At 39.0% G+C, this 25633-nt stretch carries 23 protein-coding genes; 6 read left to right on the top strand and 17 right to left on the bottom strand.

Annotated elements, in window-relative coordinates; translation table 11 throughout:
* Nucleotides 1-32 precede the first annotated feature (32 nt).
* Together nrdB and yfaE are read left to right on the top strand one after the other, a co-directional pair.
* The gene (nrdB, locus tag N473_RS15225; protein WP_039610058.1) at nucleotides 33-1163 is read left to right on the top strand and encodes a class Ia ribonucleoside-diphosphate reductase subunit beta; all 1131 of its coding nucleotides are present in this window, start codon (nucleotides 33-35) and stop codon (nucleotides 1161-1163) included.
* A complete protein-coding gene (gene yfaE / locus N473_RS15220) occupies nucleotides 1163-1435 on the top strand; it encodes a class I ribonucleotide reductase maintenance protein YfaE (RefSeq protein ID WP_063368653.1) in 273 nt (90 codons plus the stop codon). The genes nrdB and yfaE overlap by 1 nt, the downstream gene beginning before the upstream one ends.
* Here yfaE and N473_RS15215 read toward each other — a convergent pair.
* The gene (locus N473_RS15215) at nucleotides 1427-1951 is read right to left on the bottom strand and encodes a YaeQ family protein (RefSeq protein ID WP_063368809.1); all 525 of its coding nucleotides are present in this window, start codon (nucleotides 1949-1951) and stop codon (nucleotides 1427-1429) included. The two genes, yfaE and N473_RS15215, sit on opposite strands and share 9 nt — an antisense overlap.
* 149 nt (nucleotides 1952-2100) lie before the next feature.
* Here N473_RS15215 and N473_RS15210 point away from each other — a divergent pair, with 149 nt between their 5' ends.
* Nucleotides 2101-4659 (top strand): TonB-dependent receptor, encoded by a 2559-nt coding sequence (locus N473_RS15210; protein WP_063368652.1) that lies wholly within the window; start codon nucleotides 2101-2103, stop codon nucleotides 4657-4659.
* Between the two features lie 58 nt (nucleotides 4660-4717).
* On the opposite strand, the gene N473_RS15205 is transcribed toward N473_RS15210, so the two are convergent.
* From N473_RS15205 to rimK, 5 genes are read right to left on the bottom strand one after another with little or no spacing between them, the layout of a single operon-like run.
* Complete coding sequence (locus N473_RS15205) at nucleotides 4718-5329, bottom strand: mechanosensitive ion channel domain-containing protein (protein ID WP_063368651.1); 612 nt, start codon at nucleotides 5327-5329, stop codon at nucleotides 4718-4720.
* Nucleotides 5326-5826, bottom strand: a complete 501-nt coding sequence (locus tag N473_RS15200; protein ID WP_063368650.1) for a DUF1003 domain-containing protein — start codon at nucleotides 5824-5826, stop codon at nucleotides 5326-5328. Before N473_RS15200 ends, N473_RS15205 begins: the two co-directional genes overlap by 4 nt.
* Nucleotides 5827-5828: 2 nt before the next feature.
* A complete protein-coding gene (locus tag N473_RS15195) occupies nucleotides 5829-6263 on the bottom strand; it encodes an ATP-dependent zinc protease (protein WP_063368649.1) in 435 nt (144 codons plus the stop codon).
* Nucleotides 6260-7294 carry a succinylglutamate desuccinylase/aspartoacylase family protein gene (locus tag N473_RS15190; RefSeq protein ID WP_063368648.1) on the bottom strand — a complete coding sequence of 345 codons (1035 nt, stop codon included), beginning with the start codon at nucleotides 7292-7294 and terminating at the stop codon, nucleotides 6260-6262. Before N473_RS15190 ends, N473_RS15195 begins: the two co-directional genes overlap by 4 nt.
* A 20-nt stretch (nucleotides 7295-7314) precedes the next feature.
* Nucleotides 7315-8220 carry a 30S ribosomal protein S6--L-glutamate ligase gene (rimK, locus tag N473_RS15185; RefSeq protein WP_039610050.1) on the bottom strand — a complete coding sequence of 302 codons (906 nt, stop codon included), beginning with the start codon at nucleotides 8218-8220 and terminating at the stop codon, nucleotides 7315-7317.
* Nucleotides 8221-8365: 145 nt separating this feature from the next.
* Between rimK and N473_RS15180 the strand changes: the two genes are divergently transcribed.
* Both N473_RS15180 and N473_RS15175 read left to right on the top strand, forming a co-directional pair.
* Nucleotides 8366-9208: a LysR family transcriptional regulator gene (locus N473_RS15180; protein ID WP_063368647.1), complete on the top strand. Its 843-nt coding sequence runs from the start codon at nucleotides 8366-8368 to the stop codon at nucleotides 9206-9208.
* A 275-nt stretch (nucleotides 9209-9483) separates the two neighbouring features.
* Nucleotides 9484-10296 (top strand): hypothetical protein, encoded by an 813-nt coding sequence (locus N473_RS15175; RefSeq protein WP_063368646.1) that lies wholly within the window; start codon nucleotides 9484-9486, stop codon nucleotides 10294-10296.
* A 91-nt stretch (nucleotides 10297-10387) separates the two neighbouring features.
* Here the strand turns inward: N473_RS15175 and N473_RS15170 are convergent, their stop codons facing one another.
* From N473_RS15170 to N473_RS15145, 5 genes are all read right to left on the bottom strand, one after another.
* The gene (locus tag N473_RS15170) at nucleotides 10388-10573 is read right to left on the bottom strand and encodes a YqaE/Pmp3 family membrane protein (RefSeq protein ID WP_039610047.1); all 186 of its coding nucleotides are present in this window, start codon (nucleotides 10571-10573) and stop codon (nucleotides 10388-10390) included.
* A gap of 1234 nt (nucleotides 10574-11807) precedes the next feature.
* On the bottom strand, nucleotides 11808-12116 hold the full coding sequence (locus N473_RS15160; RefSeq protein ID WP_063368644.1) for a hypothetical protein: 309 nt from the start codon (nucleotides 12114-12116) through the stop codon (nucleotides 11808-11810).
* 13 nt (nucleotides 12117-12129) lie between these two features.
* On the bottom strand, nucleotides 12130-12555 hold the full coding sequence (locus N473_RS15155; protein WP_063368643.1) for a hypothetical protein: 426 nt from the start codon (nucleotides 12553-12555) through the stop codon (nucleotides 12130-12132).
* Between the two features lie 40 nt (nucleotides 12556-12595).
* Nucleotides 12596-14401, bottom strand: coding sequence for a flavin monoamine oxidase family protein (locus N473_RS15150; RefSeq protein WP_063368642.1), 1806 nt, complete (start codon nucleotides 14399-14401; stop codon nucleotides 12596-12598).
* On the bottom strand, nucleotides 14401-15720 hold the full coding sequence (locus N473_RS15145; protein ID WP_063368641.1) for an FAD-dependent oxidoreductase: 1320 nt from the start codon (nucleotides 15718-15720) through the stop codon (nucleotides 14401-14403). Before N473_RS15145 ends, N473_RS15150 begins: the two co-directional genes overlap by 1 nt.
* A 251-nt stretch (nucleotides 15721-15971) precedes the next feature.
* On the opposite strand from N473_RS15145, the gene N473_RS15140 reads away from it, so the two are divergent.
* Nucleotides 15972-17942, top strand: coding sequence for a hypothetical protein (locus N473_RS15140; RefSeq protein WP_063368640.1), 1971 nt, complete (start codon nucleotides 15972-15974; stop codon nucleotides 17940-17942).
* Nucleotides 17943-18133: 191 nt separating this feature from the next.
* On the opposite strand, the gene N473_RS15135 is transcribed toward N473_RS15140, so the two are convergent.
* The 6 genes from N473_RS15135 to N473_RS15115 form a co-directional block, all read right to left on the bottom strand.
* Nucleotides 18134-18595, bottom strand: coding sequence for a GNAT family N-acetyltransferase (locus N473_RS15135; protein WP_063368639.1), 462 nt, complete (start codon nucleotides 18593-18595; stop codon nucleotides 18134-18136).
* Nucleotides 18596-19138: 543 nt separating this feature from the next.
* Nucleotides 19139-21598, bottom strand: a complete 2460-nt coding sequence (locus tag N473_RS15130; RefSeq protein WP_063368638.1) for an FAD-dependent oxidoreductase — start codon at nucleotides 21596-21598, stop codon at nucleotides 19139-19141.
* Nucleotides 21599-21822: 224 nt separating this feature from the next.
* Entirely contained in the window at nucleotides 21823-21999 is a 177-nt protein-coding gene (locus N473_RS26275) for a hypothetical protein (protein ID WP_155735624.1), read from the bottom strand.
* Between the two features lie 403 nt (nucleotides 22000-22402).
* A complete protein-coding gene (locus tag N473_RS15125; protein ID WP_063368637.1) occupies nucleotides 22403-22750 on the bottom strand; it encodes a hypothetical protein in 348 nt (115 codons plus the stop codon).
* Nucleotides 22751-23958: 1208 nt separating this feature from the next.
* Nucleotides 23959-24252, bottom strand: a complete 294-nt coding sequence (locus tag N473_RS15120) for a hypothetical protein (RefSeq protein ID WP_063368636.1) — start codon at nucleotides 24250-24252, stop codon at nucleotides 23959-23961.
* Nucleotides 24253-24581: 329 nt separating this feature from the next.
* The gene (locus N473_RS15115; RefSeq protein ID WP_063368635.1) at nucleotides 24582-25616 is read right to left on the bottom strand and encodes an alpha/beta hydrolase family protein; all 1035 of its coding nucleotides are present in this window, start codon (nucleotides 25614-25616) and stop codon (nucleotides 24582-24584) included.
* Nucleotides 25617-25633: the final 17 nt, after the last annotated feature.

Genomic DNA, 25633 nt, shown 5'->3' with positions numbered 1-25633 from the left:
GCCGCTAAATATTTTGGTGTCGAGTATTATTTATGTCGTATTCTACGTTTAACAGAAAACATAATGACCAACTAAAAGAGCCAATGTTCTTTGGCCAATCTGTTAATGTATCTCGCTATGATCAGCAGAAATATCCAATATTTGAGAAGCTAATTGAAAAACAACTTTCTTTCTTTTGGCGTCCAGAAGAAGTCGATGTAAGTAAAGATAGATTAGACTTTCAAGCCTTACCTGAGCACGAAAAGCACATCTTCTTAAGTAACTTAAAATATCAAACGTTACTTGATAGTGTTCAAGGTCGCTCACCTAATGTTGCGTTATTACCAATAGTGTCAATTCCCGAGCTTGAAACCTGGATTGAAACATGGGCCTTTAGTGAAACGATTCACAGTCGTTCATACACGCATATTATTAGAAATGTGACTAAGCAGCCTGAAGTGATCTTTGATGACATCGTAGAAAACGAAAAGATCAGTGAACGTGCGGATTCGGTTACCAAATACTATGATGAGTTGATCGAGAAAGTATCAATTTACAATATGTATGGCGAAGGTAAGCACCAAATAAACGGTGAAACAGTTCACATTAACTTGTTTGAGCTTAAAAAGCTGCTTTACCTTTGCATCATGTCTGTCAACATTCTTGAAGCAATCCGATTTTATGTCAGCTTCGCTTGCTCATTTGCATTTGCTGAGCGCGAACTAATGGAAGGTAATGCTAAAATCATCAAGCTAATTGCTCGTGACGAAGCACTTCATTTATCTGGTACTCAGCACATTCTTAATATCATGCAAGAAGGTAAAGATGACCCAGAAATGTCAATCGTTGCTGCACAATGTGAGCAAGAAGCAATCAAGATGTTTGTTGAAGCCGCTGAGCAAGAAAAAGAATGGGCAGAGTATTTATTTAAAGACGGTTCAATGATCGGCTTGAACAAAGATATTTTATGTCAATACGTCGAATACATCACAAATGTGCGTATGACTGCTGTCGGTCTACCAGCTCAGTTTGAGAGCAAGAGCAACCCAATCCCTTGGATCAACGCTTGGTTAGTATCTGATAACGTTCAGGTAGCGCCGCAAGAGGCTGAGATCAGTTCATACTTAGTAGGTCAAATTGATGCTGAAGTAAGCGCTTCAGACTTTGGTGATTTCGACCTGTAATGGAAGAAAAGCCAGAACTGAAGATTTCAATTGAAGACCATGATGAGCCGCTTAAATTTGCGGCTCAGTCACCTTCTCTACTATGCACTTTAGAACAAAACAATATCGAAATTCCCTATCAATGCCGTGAAGGCTACTGCGGTGCGTGCAGAGCTAAACTTATTGATGGGCAAGTTGCTTACAATCAGGAACCTTTGGCATTTGTAAGAGATGGAGAAGTTTTGCTGTGCTGCTCTAAACCAATTACGGATGTTGTGATTAAGTTAACTTAAACGAACAACATCACTTTGGAAATAATCGTCGCCATTACTGATACTGATGGCGCCATCTTCAATAATCACATCCCAATGCAAGCTTCGGGTTAATGCTTCCACTAACTCATCAACAAAACGTGATTCAATCACAAAAATCTTTAAGTTGTTAAAAGCAATAAGATGGGGCTTTAACTCATCAAACCATTGTTCATTATTGATGTTAAAAATGATGATTTTACTGTAAAGGCGCGTGTATCGCTGTAGTTCACTTAAATCTGGTAATTCAACAAAAAGCGCATTTTCTATTTCACCATTTTCGAGTTCATGCCAAACATCTGGATGGTGCTTTTCTCTGCTGTTAAGCCAACGTACCTCATCTTTGTATGACAAAGCACAATAAGCTATCAATTTAAGTACAAAATGCTGAAGTGTCTCCGCCTTTTGAAGTGCAGCTGTGAACGTCTCTAAGTGATTCGCTTGATGAAACAAATCAGCAATTTTCAACCTTACTTTGAAGACAAATGGCCCTGTCATCGTTGCATCCTGTGAATGTTTCATTATTTTAAATATAGGAACAAACAAATATAATTCAAATATAAAGTGATAGTATAACATCATTGTTTTATCGCTTTTGCAGTGTTATATTATTACACGTTCACAATCACATACAGAAAAGAAGTATAATGTTTAAACAATCTTTGATTTCTCTGAGTGTCAGCGCAGTAATGCTGTCAACGTCAGCTTATGCTGGTGAGTTAAGCGGTAAAGTAGTTGATAACAACAACCTCCCTATTAGCAACGCGAATGTACACCTACACGGTAAGTCTCAAACCATCAAAACAGATGACAATGGTAACTTTACTATTGCGGTAGATGCAGCGTCTGAGCTTCACGTTTCCAAAAACAACTTTATCGATCAACGTTTAGACGTAAACCCTGATTCTCCTTTTGTAACTGTTACACTGACGCCAAGCTCTATTGAAAGCATCGTTGTATATGCTTCAGCGCTTCACAAAAGTAACATGGAAATGGCATCACCTGTCACAGTTGTCAGTGGTGATAAATTAAAGAATTCAGCAAAGCCAACTCTTGGCGAGACATTAAAAGACCTACCTGGTATCAATGCGAGCTACTTTGGCCCTGTGTCTTCAAGCCCAATCATCCGTGGCCTAGATGGTCCTCGTGTTAAAATCACACAAAATGGCTTGGACAGCAGTGACGCATCTCGCATCGGCCCTGACCATGCAAACACCAACGACGCATTAAGCGCTGAACAAATTGAAGTACTTCGTGGTCCAGCTACTCTACTTTACGGTTCTGGTGCAATTGGCGGTGTTGTAAACGTTGTTGATAATCGTATTCCAACAGATATTGTGGAAGCGCCTCAAGGTGCTGTTGATTACAGCCATGATACAAATTCAAATACCAATACAGTTGCTGCACTATTTGAAGCCGGCCATAACGGTTTCAACTTCCACTTTGATGGCGTTAAGCGCAAAGGCGGTGACTATGAAACTCCTAGCTTTAAGTTACCTGGTGATCATGATGAACACCACGAAGACGAGCATGATCATGACCATGAAGAACATGGCCATGACGAGCACGAAGGTGAGGAGCACGCAGCTGAGTACGCAGAAAAAGTAGATAATACGTTCATCGACTCTGAAGTATTTAACATTGGCACAAGCTATGTCACAGACCATATGACAGTAGGCTTCTCGTACGGTAGCATCGAGACTGATTATGGTATCCCTGCACACAGCCATGACCACGGACATGACCATGATCACGGGCACGACCACGATGAACATGATGAACACGGTCACGACGAGCACGACCATGATGAGCATGATCACGACGATCATGGTGACGAAGATGCACACGATCATGAAGAAGAAAACCACAACGTATTTGCACGCGTAAAGCAAGACCGCTGGCAGGCATTGTTTAACTACTCGTTGCACAACAACTGGTTAGAGTCTATCCAGGTTCGTGCTGGTTACACAGACTATGAGCACGCAGAAATCGAAGCTGGTATGGTTGGCACAGTATTCAAAAACGAAACTACTGAGCTAAGAACAAACTTTGAACACCGTATCGGTGAATGGCACGGTATTTTTGGCTACCACTACTCTGACAGCGATTATGAAGCACAAGGCGCAGAAGCATTTACCCCAGCAACTAACACCACCACACATGCTTTCTATGTATTAGAAGAGCGTGAGTTTGGCGACTTTACGTTAGAGTTAGGCGCACGAGTTGAAAATTACGAGCTATCTAGCCGCATCACTGGAACTCATATTGGGCATGAAGAAGACCACGATGAGCATGATCACGAAGAACACGATCATGATCATGACCACGAAGAAGCTTTAGTAAAAACCACTCAAATTACTGACTACACGCTTGATATGACCAATGTGAGTGCATCGGTTGGTGGAGTTTATACTTATGCACCAGGCCATAACGTCGCTGTTAGCCTATCGCGTTCGGAACGTGCACCGCTAACTGCAGAGCTGTTATCTAACGGCTTGCATATCGCAACAAGCACTTATGAGTTAGGTCTTGGTTACCATATCGAAGGCACTGAAATTCATTTTGAGCCAACCGATATTGAGAAAGAAACTGCAACGAATTTAGATGTTAGCTTCCGTCGCTTTATCGGTGACTTCGGCTATACAGTGAACTTCTTCTACAATGACATTGCTGATTTCTACTATCAGGAAAAAACAAATTACTTCTTTACCTCTGAGCATGGTTTAGAAGTTGCTGATCACGAGCATGAAGGTGCACGCGATGTATACCAGTTTGTTAGCCAAGACGCTAAGCTATACGGTTTAGAGTTTGATGTTCACTATCAGATCAATGATTTTAATCGTGTGAAAGTATTCGGTGATCACTTACGTGCTAAGCTAGATAATGGTCAAAACCTTCCACGCATTCCTAGCAATAAACTAGGTGTAAGCTACGGCTATGAGAAAGGTCCATTCTCAGCGGATATGACAATTACTCGTTATCTAGAACAAGACAAAATCACATCATACGAGACTGAAACGAAAGGTTACACACTTGTAGATGCTAGCATGAGCTACGACTTTGCTGTTAAAGGTATCGACATGGTTGGTTACCTTAACCTAGAAAACTTGACAGACGAGCTAGGCTTCGTGCATAGCTCATTCATCAAGGATCAAGCGCCTCTGCCTGGGCGCAATGTTAAGCTTGGTATCAGAGCTTACTTCTAACCAGTTCCTTTCTTTTATAGAGACCCAAAATGCTGTCCTTCGGGGCAGCATTTTTATTTTAAGTGCTTTCCTTTTCTTTGCTGTCACTACTCTTTTTTTCATAAACCTGAGCTATCTTGCCCATACCAGCAACACGCGTTCTTGGATTTATTTGCGTTGGCCGCCCCAACAATAAGTTATTAGGGTAAATCACAACTTCTCTATCTTCAGTGATAAACTGAGTATTAAAAACGCCAATGTCTGCAATATAGCCCTCGATGTAATTATCACCGTCAATCACTCGTATAAAGTTGCCACGTCTATATGCACTGTGAAATAACAATACAAAATATGCCGTGATATTGCTAAGTACAGACCAATTAGCGAATAACGCGACACCTGTCACAGTTAAAATTGAGGTAGAAACCAACATCATACCGCTGATGTCTACCCCCCAAACCACCAGCAACACCGCAGCGACCACAATGCCACTTAAAAATCGAACGGTTAAATAGGCTTTTTTCAGAGCGTCGTTTTTGAATCCACCTTCATCAACGCTTTTATCAATTTTTGGAAACAACTGTCTCGTCAGAACTATATAGCACAATACGACAATGGCTGACCAAAATATGGGGACACTTTGTTGTTGCCCCCAAAGTATTGCTGTATCAAGGATAGCGATGTCTGTCATTTTTTACTCTCTTTTATCAGTAATTTATGTATTTCATCTACTTTTTGGTTAAGCCGCATGATCTCAAGCTCTGACTTTAAGTTAACTTCATAACTTTTGCTAAACGCCAGTCTATCTTTTGATGTTTGCCTATTTTGCGACATCATAATGATCGGTGCCTGAATGGCTGCAAGTGTCGATAACACGAGATTCAGCAAAATAAAAGGATATGGGTCAAATGCGTCTTCCTGTGCCAACCACACCGTATTTAGCACCACCCAAAATACCATAATCGACACAAATATAATGATAAAACGCCAAGAACCGCCAAATTCAGCCACTTTATCAGCCATGCGTTGACCAAATGTCAGTTCATCATGAAAGCTCTCATTGATATTCGCGACAATCACTTCTTGTGAAGAAATACTGTCGACAACACTTTTTTCAACAGGGCCTAGTTCATCACCCTCAGTGCCTAGAGACGCTTTTGCAAATGTTTCAATTTTGTCACTTTTCATAATTACACCTCGCTAGACATAACAAATGTTTGTGAGACATCAACAAAAAATAAACCGCTTAACGCTTGGCGACCTAACAACATCAGATATGTCATATCGGCCCTATTGGTCAACGTTACTTCTACATCCCATTCAAAATCCCCCAGCTGGGCACGTGTCTTGATCACATAGCGCTGCTCACTCATGCCATTCGATGACTTTACCTTTCTAACATCATGAAGCGGCGCACTGCATCGGATCACTTTATCTACATTGTGAATCTCTGGATGAATATCAAACTCAACCCCTGGCTTGCCTTTTACTGACACTTGCTTGATATTATCAACATGCAGTGATGAGGTTTGCGCGCCAGTATCTACTCTTACGGGCAAAGATGAAATACCAAATTCTGGTAAGTTAATCGCCTCAATATGCCCAATAATCATTTTATCTTTCATAATAACTGCTCACTTGATTCTGTATTGACAACTAACTCTTGCTCAACATGTTCAATCTTTTTCGATACCTGCTGACTAGGCCCTGAAAAAAACGCAATATGAAACATCGCTTCACCTTCTTGTACTAATGGAATATTTTGTTTTCCAATGATCACGCCATCTTTCAATGCGATGACTTGCCCTAAAGTCTTACCATAATGATTGCCAATATCGGCTAGGACATCGCCCATTTTTACCTGATCGCCAAGGTTGAAATAATTGGCCACAATCCCACTGGCACTGGCTCTAATCCAACTACTGTTATCAGCAATAAAGCTCGTCGTTTTCTTGGCTCTTGCTCCCCTCGAAGGCATCATTTTCAAGTAGCGCAACATATTCACAATACCCTTTATACCCATGCGTATAGAGAGCTCATCAAACCGCAACGCTTCACCAGCTTCATAAACGAGCACTCTGGTATCACATATTGCGGCAGCTTCACGAAGCGACCCTTCCAAAATTTCCGAATTTAGCACCACTGGAGCACCAAACGACTTTGCCAACTCAAGCGTGACCTCATCCGCTAAATTGGCCCGTATTTGCGGCAGGTTTGATCTATGGATCGCCCCTGTATGCAAATCAATCCCGTAGTCACAATGCGCCACGACTTCTTTTAATAGCGTATTAGCGAGCCTTGCCGCCAATGAACCTTTATCGGAACCAGGAAAGCTACGATTGAGATCTCTCCTGTCAGGCATATATCTTGACTGATTTACCACCCCATATACATTCACAATTGGTACCGCTATTAACGTCCCTTTTGTTATTTTGAAGTTTTTTAGAGTAAGTAATCGTCGGATGATCTCAACGCCATTCAACTCATCACCATGTACTGCTGCACTGACAAACACTGTCGGTCCCGTTTTTTTGGCTCTAACAATGTGCACAGGTAAATGAACATCAGCATCTGTGTAGAGTTTCGCAACGGGTATATCAACCTGACACGTTTGACCCAACAAGATGTCTTTACCACCAATGGTTATTACTGACATACGCTTACAGTCCTGTTTGATTAACCTTTACCACGGGTGCGCGTTGAATTTGGCTTTGCATTTTTCTCGATGAACTCAACCAACTTACCAGCAACATCTAGCCCCGTTGCGCTTTCAATACCTTCTAAGCCAGGAGATGAATTCACTTCCATGACCATAGGCCCATTGTTAGAACGTAATAAATCTACACCGCAAAAATTTAGCCCCATCACTTTTGCTGCATTCACAGCAGTTTCTCGCTCTTCTTTAGTAAGCTTAACAATTTCAGCTGTACCGCCCCGATGCAAATTTGAACGAAACTCCCCTTCTGCACCTTGGCGCTTCATTGCAGCTACAACACGGCCGCCGATCACTAAGCACCTGATATCTGCTCCACCAGCTTCTTTGACAAACTCTTGAACAAGTATGTTTGCTTTAAGTCCCATGAAAGCCTCAATAATACTTTCAGCCGCTTTTGCCGTATCAGCCAACACAACCCCTATTCCCTGAGTTCCCTCAAGTAGCTTAATAACAAGCGGTGCGCCACCAACATTCTTAATCAAGTCTTTGATGTTATCGGGCTTGCTAGCAAAACCCGTCCTAGGTAGCCCAATGCCTTTACGAGATAAAAGCTGCAAAGAACGTAATTTATCTCTAGAACGACTAATTGCGACAGACTCGTTGACATTAAATGTCCCCATCATTTCAAACTGTCTTGCAACGGCCGTCCCGTAGTAAGTAATCGATGCACCAATGCGTGGCACAATTGCATCGTACTTAGGCAACTCCTCACCATGGTAACGCACCGCAGGCCTACTGCTTGTGATATCCATATAGCAATGCAGGGTGTCTATTACATCTACTTCATGGCCCCTTTCTATACACGCCTCTTTTAAACGGCGAGTTGAATATAGGTTTTCACTTCGAGATAAAATTGCGATTTTCATTTTTTATAATTTCACTGTGTCTGTGTGTTTGATGACGCAAATGTAAGCCAGCTTTACTGAAAAGAAAAACGAAATAAAATTCACAGTTTGATAAATTATTTTTATTAAACTAAGCTAGCGTTTTGACTCTTTTCGAGACTTATGAATGAAAATTGAGCTCCTTACCACTTTTTTAGAAGTCAGCCAAACTCTGCATTTTAGGGCTTCAGCTGAAAACCTTTACATAACGCAAGCAGCCATTAGCAGCCGAATAAAATTACTCGAACAAGAGCTGGGGGTATTACTGTTCGATAGAAGTCAAAAACGCCTTAAACTTACACCTGAAGGACATAGACTTGTGAAACACGCCAATGAAATGATGATTATGTGGCAAAAGCTAAAGCAAGACGTTGGCGTCAGTGAAGGCAATGTAAGCCAGTTGTTTGTCGGATCAATGATGTCCATTTGGGACATTGTTTTACAAGATTGGCTGCAAAAAATTGATAGAAACTTAGATGATGTCCAGCTTCATATTCAAAACTATTCGCCTTTAGAATTAAGAAAGCAGCTGCTTGCAAGGTTAATAGATATTGCTTTCATATTCGAGCCACCTTATATCGAAGAGATCGTCACCGAAAAAGTAAGTACAGTGCCGTTGCAATTAGTATCAACCTATCAAGATTTAGAGTTAGACCAAATTGAAAGCATAATACAGGTTGATTATGGTGAAGCGGTGAACAGCCAATTCATTCGTGACTTTTTTGACTCTACAACGATTAAACATACCATGAGTCAACCTAGAATTGCTTTAAACTTTATTACAGAAGCTGGCGGCACAGCGTATCTTCCGAGGCAAATGTGCTTTGACTTGATCCGCAAGAAAAAACTGTTTTTAGTCGAAAAAGCTCCAATTTATACCAGAGAGATTTTTGCTATGTATTTGGCAAAAAGTAGTAAGGCAGATCTTATCAAAGACTCGTTGATGCTTTTCCCTTATTTGCGAAACTAATGGTTATCATTTTGATAGATTTTACTTATCAAACAGCATACTTTAAAAAAATTATATTTATTTAATGATGCACATTTTTGTTTACTTACCTATTAATTTTATTAGAACTCAAATTAATAATCTTTAGGTTTTAGATAAAACCCTATGAAATCACGCCTAAATTTTGGTTAAAATTGAAATTAACTCTCAAACATGCCATGATGAAACCCTCAAAAAGATTAGAACTCTAACAATAAAGCTTAAAGCAAAAATTTAAAGCAAGTGAGAAAAATCAAATGAGTGTAGATAACACCCTGGAATTTAGTACTGCAAACAGATTAACGTCTGCAAATTTGACCCACTCCAGGTTAAAAGAGAACACGATCGAGTCAATTGAACAAGAAACGCATAAAGTATGTAATACTAAAATTAGTTATATGATCCACGAGTCTCAACTCGATCTGTTTATAAAAAAAGATTATCAGGTAGAAGCTTCTATCCCTTATTACTGTAATTCTCGCAGCGCTTTATACATTGCAAAATATTTTGACAATACGAGAGCAAAGGAAATTGGTAAAACTGAGCATGACTCTGTACTAGACGTCATTACTTCTGCATCAAATGAAAACGATATCATACCTTCTGGCTTATCTATGGTCCGTCAAGCACAACAAAGCGATGCAATAGATATCGCCAAACTACAATTTAGCAAGGCTTGTCATTACACAACATTTAACCAAAGCGAACGTGCTATCATCGATGATATGCAACAAGGTAATGATTATCTCGTATTTGAATTTCTAAATAATATTGTCGCCTACGTTAGAGTCACTTATTCATCTCAGTCGGCGGTGGCAACTATTTCGAACATAGTCATCGCCGATCATCTCGACACTCTGGATGTAAAACGTGATCTGATAACACACACCAAATCACATTTGACAGCATTGGGGGTCTCACTAATACAGACGCAGTGTTCATCTGACAATTATGATAAAAACAAAATACTACACCAAGCTGGGTTCCATTTTGCTGGCAGGCTCATTAATCAGACTTACCGCCAAGGTGAGCTCGTATCAGTCAATGTTTGGAGTACACCTGTTACATAGTTACGCATGACCATCAACAAACCAAAGCTTGCACAAAGGCTCAGCCACAGAGCTAACCAAGTTATAGATTAGCTCTTGTGCACGCTATAAGTTAGTCGCCTGTTTTATTGGTCACCACTAACCAAATTGCATGGATCATACCCGGTAATCCGCCCAGTAGAGTCAACACAATATTGATAAAAAAGTGCAGACTAAAGCCCACCTGTAAAAACGCACCAATAGGAGGAAGAAAAATTGCAAAAATTAAGTTGACGATACTGACATTATTTGTGCTCATATTCACTCTCTACTTGTTATGCTAAAAAACGTGCTAGCACCAAACTAGCGGTATGGACTACATTGATTTGCTAACGGTAACTGACTGATTGCTTTTTGACTCTCTAAATAGTCATCACACAACAAAACGGAGATTGTCGTCAGCTTCGATTTAAAGATAGCTTAAAAACGCAAAAGCGTTAAACAAATAAACCACGACAATTACCTTTAAGCAACATTAATCCATACCAAAAAACTAGTTTTTACTCTTTGATTACACGCAAGAGACTTGTTTATCTGAATGCGCTATTCATTACACCTTCTCAGCCTTAAGCAAGCACATATCCTTAACCCTCATTTGAATATCGATTAGTCAGGCGTTCAACTAATTCATTGTTCAGATTCAACACCAAAACTCACCTGAACATTCAGGCACAATAGAGCCTCTAAACCCATCGTTCCTGACGAGCAAGTTTGCACAACTGTCTGATGCTTTGTCTATATTGTGTCGATTCAATGCAGGCATATTTGAGGCAATTAAGAGTGACTCAACATCTTTAATTTGTTGTATGTCTTTAACAAAAGGTCTTGTTTATGATAAATCTCACCAAAACGCACAGACAATCCATGATGCTGCCAAAATCTACCATCTAGGTGTTCCTGAATTCTTTTCTCAAAGTTACGCTTACTAGATAACTGTGTCATGCCAATATATAGTAATACATTGAGACCATAAATTGGATGATCCCCATATATCTGATACACACCAAAAGATTCAGATATTTCTTTCGGTGTGTCTTTACATAAATTATAAACGTTTTCTTTTAAACAGTATTTAATTGCATATGGCTCGGACCAATAAACAAAGATTCTTTTTAAATTCATCTTCTAACTAACCACTTTTTTAGGAATATTGATAAAACAGCTTGATCTAAATGAGGCCATAAAATTACGAAATATCATGAACTCTTAGCGCCACACACTTAACCTCAGCAATATTTCAAATTAATTGAAATATCCATTAATATCAAATAAGTGTAATTAGGTGTAATATAATGAAAATCGAATTTCACTTCTAAAGCTGTAATTAAAAGCCAATCACAGATTAAAAAATTTTGGCTCTCAAAGTGATGAAATTAAAAAATGCGATAATGGCGAATTTGGTACGAATTGTTTGAACAAGTGTGCATTGAAAAATATAAAACCTGGTGTAATCACAGTTGAATAACACCAGGATAGTTTGTGAGATTCTTAAATTAAGAGATTGGATTCACGGATTTCAAAATAAAGCGAATTGCTGCGTCACACATCTTAACAACCGTTGCCTTTGCTATCACTTGTAAAGTCAATAGCTCCGCCTCAAACACCTTTGCTTCTCTTTGAAGCTCATAGGCAAAGTCATCCTCCGATATCACTCCATTAGTTCTCGCAATAACTAACTCAGAAATGGACTCTTTACTCGCAGTTAGTGCTTCATGAATACCTTCGGCAACACCTATGGCATGAGTTGAAAATTCACTACACAGAAAATCGCCGGTGTCCTTTAAAAGTTGATCTACATTCATATTTACCCCCCTTTTATTCTGGTTTCACATTTTCAGCAACCAGCATTGCTGTTAATACTCGATTATATTGTTTAACTCGGCGTTTTATTACAAAGTCACTCATTGTGTTTTGTTGCTGATGGACTGATATATCTTGTCGCCACAATTCAAGTAAATGTTCGCTTTGAATAACAGACTCAGAATTATAAACCCTATGTTCGTTAAGTGCTTTTAAAACTTGAATATCAATCTCAATGTCATGGTAATTTTGTTTATAGTTAATAAAGTCGCGCGATTGCTTCTCTGCTAATAACATCCTCTGCCAATGCATTTCAATTTTTACTTTAGCCTGAACCAAGAGTAATTCGACTTGTGGATCATGGTGGGCAATTTTGGCCCACTGGCACGCAGACAACGTAAAACAGATAAGGGCCACTAACCACAATCTAACTTCCCGCATATTTTATCCTTTAGCAAATGTTATCTTTATGCGCTTCCAACTATCTCCTTATATCGCAAGTACCACAAATTAATGGGTAATCCTGTGAGTCTGTTGCTATTGTTTTAATCTGTAAGTAGTCCACCAGCACTGACTCCGCGGTACAAAAAGCACCTTCAATCCATGCTTGGTCATTTGAAAACGCAGAACCTATGATAAACACATTGGGCGATTTATCCATACCTGCCAGCACTTCCGGTGTACGTATATCTTGCATGACATTGCAAATATTGTAATGAGATGCCCACGCGTGGTAACCAGCGCCAAATGGATTATGTCCCCAGTCCATAAAAGTAGTTTCTAATGGTTTAGGGATCACTTCTGGATCAATATGTTGGTTTCCATAGTGCAATCTAGCCAATTGTAGCCTAAGCATTTTTTGCATGACATTCGTCGCTGTTTTAGCGCCGATGAGTGGCTGAGTATCGGTGCTTGGGGCGACTGTATGCAGTTCATCAATTGACCATTCTAACTCCCGCCAGAAATTAGTGAACCGCATGTCGTCATAGGATGCCAAAATACCATATACAGGCTTCGCATTCTCATCAACCGCGTTATTGCCAAAATAATACACCTGTCTTATCGGCAAATCCGTGATTGTCGGCCCATATGTTTGAGTTTGCGTGTCAATTTTAGGCTTAAATGGCAATGCACTGTTTTCCCACCACGGCGTATCAAAAAACATCGCAGCCTTAAAGGAAGGTTGCTCAATGACAGACTCTAAGTAATTCGCAACCTTGGCTTGGTTTAAAAAGTTCACTCGATCATCTTCATCTGGTAAATACCGAGTAGCAGCAGCAACCGCTTTAATTGCATGAGGCGGCATTGCCAAAAAGGCATAATCAGTTTCTTTTACATCACCGGCAGGCACATCTGGTTTGCATCCTGTAGCAATATAAAACTGTGTTTTACCAGACTTGTTCCAAATCGAATGTAATCGAGTTGATTTAGTGATTTTGAAATCAACATCACTGTTTTTAGCAAGTGAGCTGCACGTTTTGTATAGACTTACAAACAGCGAGGACATCCCTGTTTTCAAGGTTTGAAATTTACCACCTGGTGCAAACTCCCCATTATAAACAGCCGCATCTGCTGCATTCCAATTAATCACATTTGAGCTGTAGCCATTGGCATCGGCCGCATATTGATACCCTTCGTTATACGCCTGGTCGTACAAAATATTCCAGTAACCAATATTACTTGCCAAATCACCCGGCTTATACACGTATGATTCAAACCCATCAGGTAACTTTCCCGATGCGTAAAACTCACACTGCTGTACTCTGTTTCTGGCTTTTTTAGTTACAATCGAATTTGATATATTGCCAATTAAATCATCTGCAGGTGCTGCATTTGCAGGTACACTCTCAGTTTTTGATATGTCAACGTATGTGTTGGTATCGTAGGGAGCCCTTTTTGAAACACTTATTTCACTTTGATACAGGTGTTGCCCACGCACAAATAACAACGGATCTTCTGTCGTGTTGAAAGGCGCTTTATGACAGTCTAAACCCAATTTATGAATCGTTGTAGTAACAAGCTGATGCCCTTGTTTATTTTCATCATCCCACTCTATAAAACGCATCCCGCCTACTTCTATATAAGACTGCCTGCTGTCATTTTGATAGTGATATGTACAAATACGACCGGCTGGCAAACGGGTACCTTCTCCATTTTGTCCATAATCGTAATCGCCCCATTCAATTATTTCTAGCTGATCACCTTTTACTACCTTGCCGCTGTCTAATAAACGCCAAGCTGTATATAAGCCTGATGGTCCACCACCAAAAATTGTGTATTTTTTCATTATTTTGATTCCTTTTTTACTGGGGTTAAATCGCCAACTGGTTGCCAGTCAATTGCAAAATGACTACGGGGTATAGTGTAAATGCGCTCGTCCTCAACATAGGTAAACTGTTCAAGCGCAGGGTCTTGCAGCATTTTAATGATCATGTCTCCCATGATCGGAATGAACTTACCTGCCCAACCCGCTGTATATGTCACAATATTCTTTGAGTTTGGCAGCTCTTTGGGTAAGTAATCTAAGAAAAACTCCGGTTGCGCTTCAAGATTAGGGGAATTACAAAGCGCAATTAAACATGTCGAAGTGTGCATAGGTGTTGGATCAAGACCTGGCATAAACTGCTTTACCCAAGATGATGCGATATCCAGTGACTTTTCTGAAGGAGCCAGTTGGCGTTCACTCGGATCGTAAATGATTTTGTAGTCAGGAAAATCAGTTGCGACTCTCACATATCCTGGATTTGCCCAATCTAGCTCAGGGAAACCATAAAGGAGAGAATTGGTTGCGCTCTCTTCTTGCTCTGGATCATCTTTTGGTTTTGATTGAAACGCAAACCAAGAAGGAAAATGAGCATGCTCATCTATTTTTTTATAATAAGCAGAGGCCATTTGCCAAATTAAAATCGGAACTGATAACCCTAAAGACCTGACCGTATCATTTACATACGCCCCAGTGGTAATAGCAAGCTTTGCACATTGATAGTAACTTGAAGTTTCAGGGCCTTGGCCACTGCGTTGAGTGATGACTTTTAAGCAATTTTCTTCACTACTATCGATGTTAACAACACTCTCCCACTCCTTAAATGTGACATGTCCTGTTGCGAGTGCCGCGTTGTATAGCACCTGCTCAGTTTCTTTAACATTAATGGTTCCGCCATCTTTTTGAAAAAAGCCATAATATTTGGAAGGTAAATTGGCAAAACTGGCCTTTTGCTCAATAGCTTTCGCATCTACCAAAGGTTCATATGGAATACCCAGCGTATTCATAGTGTCTTTGGCTTGATCAATTCCCCCCTCTTGCGTGCCTGAGATATTCTGACCAAACCACAAGCTTCCTTGATCTCCCACCAAAGGTAAACTGGAGAATCGTTGCAAATCACGCCAAAACGGCTGCGATGACAAGCAGAGTTCAGACATATACTCTTGCTCATATTGCAAACGGAATTGTCTTGAATATCCAGCTGAACTTCCCAGATTATTAAAATAGCTGAACTTTTCAATGACTAGTGTCTTCAGACCTTGTTTAGCACCATGATAAGCAGCAGATAGGCCGATGGGGCCGCCACCTATAACAATAAGGTCATATGATGTGTTTGTATTCATTAAGCACTCCTTTTTTAGTTTTTTACTCTAAATTAGAATGCGATTTTTAAGTATTACAAACCCTTACATGACATCGAAATGTCTATTCTTTTAGCGGGGCAATAACCAGAGTAGTTAATATGATTTTTAACACTGTATGTAAATGACTGATATTGAGGGACTGTTTCTGCACCTTGAACAGTAAAAGTTAACGACCTCAATTTTGTGTATAATTTCGTCTTCAATACATACACAATTAAGGAAAATTGAGCATGAAATATTTATATGGTATCTCTGCGTTGGCACTGATAGCTATGCATAATGCATACGCATTGCCAAAACCAACGGGGTCATTCTATTTTCAACCAAGTACTATCACAGTAGGACAAAACAGTACCTTAAGGTGGTATATACGCAATGCAACAAGCTGTAAAAATCAATGGGGAACTGAGATAGGTACCAATGGTTCATATACAACCACCCCACCAGTTGGGGTAACTGAGTATAAATTTACCTGCTCAGGCTCCGGCGGAAGCACAATATTTAAGGCAGTTCGTACTGTTAAACCTCACCCACTACCAACAGCATACTTTGCATACAGCCCTCGCTCAGCAGAAGTTGGAACGCCGATCACTTTAAGGTGGACAACACAGCATGCAACATCATGCAAAAACCCTTGGGGGACAGAAATTGGCACATCAGGAAGCTACACATTTACCAGTAATAAATCAGGTACTGTTAGTTATAACTTTAAATGTTCTGGGCAAGGTGGCAGCACAACAACATCCGCATCATACACTTTAACACCCGCAGCAAAGCCCACTATCACCAATCTACACTATTCACCACAAACAGCTTATATCGGCCAGCGACAAACATTGAGCTTTAATTATAACAATGCCAGTAAATGCTATGCCTACAACCACGCTGGTAATGAAGTTATTTATTACCAAGGTGAACAAAGAAACGGGTCCTACCAATGGACATCGCCTCCTCGCTCTAGTTTGATAAATAATGGTGAGCTAGAAGTTTTTTGCCAAGGCAGAGGCGGTGTAACACAAGAGTTAACTCACTATAGAGTCAAAGAACATCCAACAGTGTCCAACTTAAAAGAGGCCTTTATGGCCAGGAAGCCGACACGTTGGCTCGATAATATACATTGTGATACTGAAGTCATTATTGATGGTAGAAAGCAAAAAGTATGTGACGTCAAACTTATGTATAACGCTTGGCTAGGTATTGACGGTTTACTAGACCTTTACCTCGCTTCTGGCGATAAAACACTAGTCGAATTGGCTTTGCAATTAAGTGAAAAATACAAAAGTACTGGTCAAGACCATAATGGCGATGGCTATCTCGATTGGTTTAGTACTCCTCTGTATGAATACGACGGCAAGATGTATGATCATGACCACTACGAGTGGCGAGCAGGCTCTGGAGTGGCTCGCACAGCCGCTATCATTTTAGATGACCCGAACCTTGCCAACTTGCATGACAGGGCTACCAATCTTCAATCTTTTGCGGAACAACATATATGGGAAAAATGGTACGCTAAATCAAACCAATTCAATAACCTGAGAGTAACTCACTTTATAGGCAGAGTTGGGACAATTGCATTATTTCTGAATAAACACAGTTCAAACCAAACACTTAAAAATCAATATGAGAATTTTATAAAACAAAGAGGACAAATTCTAAAAAATGCTCTTGAATATGTAACAACCAACCAAGCAAATGCTTATAACATTCGCTGTTATGCTCCTTCTGACCATTCTAGCCAAGATTGTGCAACTGCAAGCTTGCCTATTCAAGGCACAATTGATGTAAGCCATGCAGGTGACACAGTTTCATTTATCGTAGAAGCATATCTTGCAGGTGGCTTTGGTGTCTTTGATCAACAGGATATAATACGTCTATCTAACACAGTGAAAAAGCTCATTATTTCTGATTCAGATCAGAAATTTAGGTCTAATGTGTGTTCAATTGACACCTGTAGCTATAACAGGAGTATCGATCCATATTACCGCAATATAGGCGCATACCAAAGCCAATGGGCTAAGCTAGCCCAATTTGACCCAGCTTTATTAGACATCTATTTATATTGGTTATCTACCCAAGGTATCAATGTGTCACCTAAAGGCGAACCTGAAATACTGATTAATCAAGCCCAGAGATTACCTGGCGGCTACGGCTCACCAAACATTTACGCAAATGTCGCTCTAGCTGTAGTAAAAGCCCAGTAACTCATCACTTGTTAATAGCATAACAAAGTCGGCTCTATGCCGACTTTTCATCATGATAACACCACACCTTTTGAAATGAACTCGAAGCAACTGAATGATGTAGAGTTGTAAACATGTGTAATTAAGCGCAATAGTTAAGTCGTAATAAGGCACATTTAAATACGATAGACGCAGACAAGAATCAAAAATCTTTACTCTAAGGTCTGTGTCATTGTTTTATTTTTATAAATCATCTCATATTCACTGCAATTTGAATCAACCACTGCGAATCCTAACCTATCATATAGTGTTTTAGCTGGGTTACTTTTTAACACACTCAACCCAACTGTACAGCCTTGTTTTAATGCCTCCATACACAATCCTTTGATCAATTCACCGCCGATCCCGTTACCCTGAAAGTCTGGATGTATTTGCACTTGATATATGTACCACTGCTTATTTTGTGCTAGATAACTTGCTTTGAAAAGGCCCGCTTTAATGTTATTTACAAGTATGATTTTTGCGTCTTCAAAATTATACTTTATCCGAAAAAGATGTTCTTCATCGCTAGTATCAACACCATCTTGCAGCAAATATTCATCCATAGTAAGTCGCCTAAGCTCGAGCAAATAGGCTATGTCCGCTTCTTGAGCAGGTCTTAATGTTATTTTCATATAACCGAATAATATAAGAATAAGAGTATGATTTATAATAAGTATTTTTTATAGGACAATCAAATGCACCTTACATTTTTAACCACTTTAATAATATAGGGTCAACTCTCAATTTTTGACCCTATATTGTGCTTAATCGTTTTAAACCTCTGCTAGCTCTTTCCGAGGTGTCACATTGAAAAGCGTATAAAACATGCTTGCGAACGGACTCAGATCCATAACCGATCCAGCTCTAGTTTCAGCCCTGTAGAGGCACTAAAGTACAAAGTCACATGGTCGATCGCACGAGTTGTAAAAGTAGTGCTTAGAAATCTCTTGTGGCGTTTTAATTTTATCCATAAGTACAGCCTATTTTAAAATAACAAGGTTAGTACTTTTTTAAAATTTTGTTTTATTACAATGCATTACACAACTTGAGACATATAACAGAGTGACGTATTACATAAAAAGTTGGTTAAAAAAAGTAGAACACCTAATTTGGTTAAACTCAACAGGTGTTGCAGGTAACACTAAAATGGTACCTGCAACAGCATATTATGAAAGCTATATAAAGCTCACGTCACCATTCACAGATACATTATTCTCATTCTCTGAAATATCGTCGGTATTAATAGCCAGGGGCCAATGTGCCACCAAGCCCTCTTTATCTATAATCGTACCTTGATCATACTGAGACGCTACTTCTTGCTCACTTAAAGCCCGACGCCACAGTCTTACTTGTGTAATACCACCGGTATAGTGAATGTAAGGTTCTTGCGCTTGTTGTACTGAACCAATTAACACATCTAGGCGGTTGGAAACATCAAGCGGGCTTTGATCGCTGGCACCAGACTGCGTGGATTCAAGTAGCTTACCATCTAGATGAAGTGTCAGTTTTCCATCTTTACGAACAGCTACAACACTGTGCCAGGTATTGTCAATGACGACGGTAGAAGGCGCACTCTCTATTTGGTAATAGGTTTGACCATTATCTGTTGCGAACTTAATTGAACCGTCAGGCTGAATAACCAACAAGTAACCACCACTGCCACCCGCTGTTGATTTATTGCCAACGACAGTCCCAGAATTTGAGGTAGAAATAGTGGCCTCAATGCTAAAGTCTCCTTGTCCAAACTGATAATTCGGGATTGATGGCGCACTCAGATACCCTTCATCTTTGAGTAAACAAAAAGCCGTATTTTCCCCTAGTGAGTAATCATACATATCTTTAGAAATGTCTGTTAACGGAGAATTATCAATGATCTGTGCACCAACATATTTCGCCGCAGCGCAGGCGGCATTAATACCCGTAGGCATTGCGCCTTCAAGCCAACCACCTGCCCAAGAGATACTGTCTCCAGCTAAAACTAACCCTAGGTGTTCTTGCTGATATTGAAAGAATGCATCTTTATTGCTTTGCTCCTGCCCTGGATAATTTAATTTGAACGCCCCATAAATGTTCGGCGTACTCTCCCAATCAATACAAGATACTTTTTGTGTTTGCTTTTCTAGTAACTCAGCAAACTCAGCGTTTACCGCGTAAATAGCTGGCAAAAATTGCTGAAAACGCTCCTCAGGACTTAACGCGAGTAATTTTGATGAATCATCTCCCCAAACATAACTTATCAACACCACTCCCTTACCTTGCGTATTTGGTTTACCGTCAACATCTTTGTCGTAATTAAGACAATATAATCCCCGCATCAGCTCATCAGTCTGAATGTTAAATGGGAGCGTTGTTCCTTGCGGATTATTTTCTGGATACCAAAATTTGCGCTCGGTAGTGACAAAAAACTTTGATGAGTTCATCAAATGAAGATTTCTAATCGCTACTTTAACACCTTGCGATACTAAGTCTTGTTGCTTTTCACACTTCTGAGAGCCAATATCGTTTGCAATGGTGAGCCCCATATACTCCATCGCTCTAGTCGTCGTTGCGACTATCACTGAGTCAAATTGAGAAGAAACAACACGACCCCCATTATTGCTCACTAATAGCTCGAATTTATCAGCCGATTTAGAAATATTCTTAACTTTAGCGTTTAATTCAATAGAGACTTTTGGTTTTCCGTCTGCAGTTTTTGCCCCTAATAGTGCAAACTCAAAAGCTTGTGTTAATGCGCCAATACCGTCCAATAGCAACTCTTGATTGTCTTCCCAGCCGTTTGCAAAAAGCCTCAAAATTTCAACAAAATCGACACCATATAACGGCCCAAAACCGCCAGCACCAACACCCAAGGCACCGAATTTATTCATATCTTCTTGCGTCCATGGACGAGTTACAAGCGATCTGTTCTGTGCTAACTTAAATACAGCATCAAAATAAGTCACCTCTGCATATTGTGTAAGGATCTCCTGCCACGCATCAACGACTTTTTGTTTAGTTTGCTCAGAAGGATCTGATTGATAAATTGCCCAGTAGTCAAACAATTTACTTGGGTTTTCAATATCCGGTGCCGACGCATCGCCTAGTAAAAAGTTGATAATATTATTAAAGTCATCACCTATTCTTTGAAAATCTTTATCGGATGGGGTCTGATGACCTGCATCCCATGGAATAACTTGATTTTCATAAAGCAGTTCTGTGGGTACTTTGCCTGGATCAGGAAAGTTAGGCGTTGCTTTTAAACCAAACTTATTTAAATAATGGTACAAAGTATATGAGGTTGGCGGAAAACGCATACAACCAAGCTCAAACACTTTTTGATTAAGATCTCCATCTTCGACATAAACAGAATCCATTCTCCCGCCTAAACGACCAGCAGCCTCAAACAAAGTCACGTTGATATTATCAATTTTTGATAGTTCATATGCCGCGACTAAACCTGAAGCCCCCCCGCCAATAACAGCAATACTTTTTTGTTGCTCTGGTGCCTTTAATGCAATAGAACCATGTGAATCACTACTATCTAGAAACGCTTTATAATCAAACAGCGTATCGATCATAGACTTGGGTACAAACCCTTTAGAATCAGCATCAGCTTTGTTTTTACGTAAATTTTTTGGCATTGAAATGAAAGACATGATTTCGCTCCTTGTTAGCTAGGAGTAATCACTATAGAAAAGGTAATTATTTAATCCTATTACAATATATTACGGGGCACTTTACCCATAAAACAGCTGATAATCGGACTGAGACAGAAAGAAAGCGAAGAGTGGTCAATAGTCAATATGTCGCACTAATACAAATTCAAGCAATGCTGATGAGACTTCAAAGGGCACTCAATGTGCCCTATTCGTCACACATGTTAGCGTGGACGACAAGTATTAACCGGATAGTAAGAGAAGTATGGGCAGCCTTTTTGCACTCTAGTTGGCGGAATAGCACTCGCACCACCCGCGATTAATGGGGTTTGCTCCGACTCAACAACTTTTTTATCACATAAGTTTTTAAGGTTTTTTTTGCTAAGCTGTAGTTTCATCATAATTTCCTTTGCATGTTTAAAAAATGTTCAAACGTATTTTTCACACAAAGTCTATGTAGTGTAAATTGAAAGAATTTAATACAATTATTTTGGATTATGTACTAAGCATTTTTAATTCACAGCATACACGCTAGGAAGGATATTATATATTTCTTCAACCTCTTCAAATGTTGCATTTAAAGAAACGATAATTTGCAACAATGGAGTTCTCTGTAAACCTTAAAAATATTATTTTTTAACAGATGTGTATATCTGAGTTGAAATTATGAACCTAGCAATTCTAAGAATTAAAGACGATAGGTTGAATTATAATAAGACACACATAGCGCCATATAAAATTAATTACTCGTACCTTGTTAATATAATCCGCCACACTTTTTAAGAACGTGACGGATTTAATAAATTAAGTATTAAGCCAAATACTCGCGATTTTTGGATATTTACGGTTTTGTCCACCACACCCAGAAACCCAAAAGTGTACTGACTTTTCGGCAATCTGTGCAGTCATGAGCGTAGAGTGCATCGTAGTATAATTTTGATCACTTGGCTCAATCACATACCAATGATTATTATCACAACTATCAGGGTTATTTTTTGAGCCTTGTACAGTAGTTACTAAATTTGGCAAGTGAACCATAGTCCAACCAGCATTAACATACATTTGAGAAATTTTACCACTATTAGTGACTCCTCCAGCGTTTGCTTGCAAAGATAAAGCCAAAGCACCAATCATTAAAAAACGTTTAAACACAATTACATTTCCTTATTTACAACTTTAAACCTCATCAATGCTAATTAATTTTTAAATAAAATTCAACAAGAAATAAGATTAAAATAAATTAACTATAATAATCATAAAATAAAAATTCACGAACATACAAATAAAAACTCAATAAATAGTGTTGATTTCGTAAAATACCCCCTTACCTTCCTATATTAAATATTTAATAAGTCACAATCTAGCAATAAGAGATCGCAAAACCACCTTTATAAGCTAAGGATATAGTCAAAAAACAACTCTTAATTCTTGGCATTTTTAATAAAGTTTTCTATGATTCACAATATCAGGAAGGGATTAATAATACGTATTTATCACCCTTATCAACAAACAAAAAGGTCATGTAGTAAAAACCCTTCAAACTGAATGCAAATACACAGTCAAATCTCTAACTTGAATTGGACTTGTGTTTTATGGTTTTTTATTTTGGCATGCTGACATGCCATACCGCTTTGACAACTGACTTTAAGCACATATAATCTTTATCGAAAGTTCTTTTTTCGCCTTTCCCTTGTACTGAAAAAGCACCATACATCTTTTTGAGAATAGGCTCGCTGAAACCTCTTTACATCACAGTTTAAAGATGACTCATCATTATGCTTAATTAATCCTAAAGCCCTATTTGTGCAACCAATGGTCAAATCAAATTGATAAGATTTTAAAAGTTTTATTTTGAATGGCGTTTGCCAGCGACGAGCAATAATTCGCATGACCGCTTTCACAACGCTTTCAGCATAAATTAGGATTGACTGAACAATTGTCTTTGTAGTCTTAAGAAATGTATTCGATTTGGAAAAATAGTTTGCGGAGCATTTATACACTAACAATATATAACTCGAAGTTGGCTCAATTAGATTAACAACTTCAACTAAATTCACTTCTGCACAGAAAAATGTAAAAAAAACATCAATAAAATTATAAATACAACAAGCTTAATTAATAAAAATTAACACTTTAGGCAGTTTTATATCATCCTCATTATTTTTAAATATGGATGGATCTTGCCAGTATGCCTGTATAACTTACCTCCAAGTGCACCTCCAAGTGCACTATACTTAAGAGTATATCTACTCTGTCAGCTTGTCACTGTGACTTTATTATCAGTCATAAAACCTTTCTAACTGTTAAAACAGCTTTTAAACTTCTAGCTCAATACTCAAAGCTTATTAACAGTTATGCTTTTACTCTTTATTCTCTGTTTCTTCAGCGAATTTTCCAGATAGATACTGCCCTTTAATTTTATTGCTGTACCAATAATAAAAAGGAAACCCAAAAGCACCTGTCACTCCTCCACCGAACGCAGAAGCCAGTGGCGTAAGCAAAATCACCAATCCCCCCTCCAATAACGATTGGTCAGAGTGGAAAAAAGGTAAAACAGTTAAAATAGTAATAAAAATACCACTTCCAAAGCCCAAAGTAGCAGATAATTTTACAACAGATACAAAATCTAATTGCGCTCTAAATGTACGATTCAAAAAATTTCCTCAATAGAACTTGGACGCCTGACTGATAGGTATATTATTTAGCTATTATAAATAAAGTTACCGTATCCAACCAGTAAACTCCCTACTTTTTCGGCTTTTTTAAAGCTTTAGTTCACCCCTAAATTTCATTAGAAGAAACCCAAACCTATTTTTACCTTTCCCACAAGATTTATCACATAGTGAATATAGAATTAGCTTTTTTACCCGTCAAAATTAATAAACAAACATATAATATGTTTAATACTTGATTAAAAAATTGAATTTCAACCATAATATATCTATAAGCTGATAAATATATCTTTGTTATTCACCTACAGTATTTATTCACTCGTTGCACGCTGTGAATCTATCCAATCGACTAAAGTGTCAATGGCACCGGATGAGAAATGGCTTTTCTTTATAGAAAAAATTGCATCTAGCGGTAATTCAGGTTTTAGTAAACCATGCGAAGCGTTGCTAATTACCACCTGCTCTAAGCTTGATTTAGGTTGTTTAGTGTTTTCAAAGGCATAGGCAAATTCAGTTTGACTATGCTCAATGTCCACATGCACGTCACTATCACCATATATTGCAAGCATGGGCAGGTTGAGTTGACGAAAACCTTCAAATACATCTGAATCTATGTTCTTTTGAACAAAGTTGAACCGCGCTTCATCTCCTATCGGCTCAGGCATAAATGGGTCTTGGTGCAGTAAAGCCGCAAGATAGTGATCGTATCCTGCTTTTATTAATTTATACTCCTCAGCACTTAATTGATTAATACGTAGCAATGCTGCTTCATCATCAATACTAATTTTTTCTGCTTCTACAAGACGGACCCACATACTGTATTGACTCTGAGCCAACCAATTAGCAGCACCACCAACGAGCACCATAAACTCAACACGCGTATCATGATATAAATTTGCAAACACCCAGCTCGCTTGACTAAAGCCGAGTAAACCTACCTGATTGTGCTGGTAGCCAGCAGAGTATAGGTAATTAATTGCATCCCTGACTTCAGACGCTCTATCATCCATAGATTGTGATAACCAATGACCTGTTGATCTGCCAACTCCCGGTTTATCCCAAGAAAATGTCGCAATATTTTTTTCTGCCAAAGCATGAATTATGGGTAAGTAATAGCTTTTTGCCGTCCTATCCATTGCACCATCTCCATGTACCATAATCACGATAGGATCGGATATCGTATGATGTTTTGGTTTGTAAAGACGTCCTGAGAGTTGGTGATTTTGTGAATCAAAAGTATGCGTTGTATATTGGAGATCACTATCTGCCAGCTTGTTATTGCAAGCAGTTAGTACAGAAGTAAGAATACACATAAACAATATTAGCAAAAATTTGTATTGAGTCATGACAATTTGTTTCCTTA

This window comes from Pseudoalteromonas luteoviolacea CPMOR-1, assembly GCF_001625685.1.
GTDB lineage: Bacteria > Pseudomonadota > Gammaproteobacteria > Enterobacterales > Alteromonadaceae > Pseudoalteromonas > Pseudoalteromonas luteoviolacea_K.
This window is presented reverse-complemented; position numbering and strand designations above follow the sequence as displayed.